The organism is Vibrio sp. 1249-1 (assembly GCF_033340495.1).
Genome location: NZ_JAWOWJ010001119.1, coordinates 1 through 531 on the forward strand (window position 1 = coordinate 1; position 531 = coordinate 531).

Genomic DNA, 531 nt, shown 5'->3' on the forward strand with positions numbered 1-531 from the left:
GTGATGGTGCCATTGCCGTCACTGATTTTGACTGTCAGCATTTTGCGTTTACCAAAAATGGTATCGACGGTCATGACTTTACCTTGTACCGCGGCCCAAAGGCCTGCGTGCAGTTTGGCAATAGGATAAATGCGGGTGCGATCTTCGTAGCGTAGAGGCAGGTGGAACAACAAATCTTGAACGCTATGCAAGCCGACTTTAGCGAGTTTTTCTGCGACTTTGGCGCCAACTCCTGATAGAGAAGTTAAAGGAACAGCAGATAGCATTTGGGCAGACATAGAAAGCTCAAGAAAATGGTTAACATAGCAGTATGTTAACCATTGAGCTGTGTTTTTGTACAGGAAAAACTATAAGAAGTGGCGTAGAAAGCGAGGGCTTTCAACGTTATGTTTCAGCTTAAGCTTTTTGCATCTCTTGCCACCACGCCTCATCTGCGATGATTTGACCTTCATCGTCGAGTGGCGGGTATTCCAGTTTCTTGCGTTTCGCTACTTTGGCAAGCACTGGGTGACCACGTTCAAATAAGATGCG

The 531-nt window shown here is 46.1% G+C and carries 2 pseudogenes; both read right to left on the reverse strand.

The annotated features are described in order from the left end of the window. Window positions 1–278, reverse strand: a pseudogene (locus R7Z50_RS30785) (ATP-dependent DNA helicase RecG); the annotation flags it as partial. A gap of 118 nt (window positions 279–396) precedes the next feature. Further along, window positions 397–531 (reverse strand): annotated as a pseudogene (locus tag R7Z50_RS30790) (tRNA (guanosine(18)-2'-O)-methyltransferase TrmH); the annotation flags it as partial.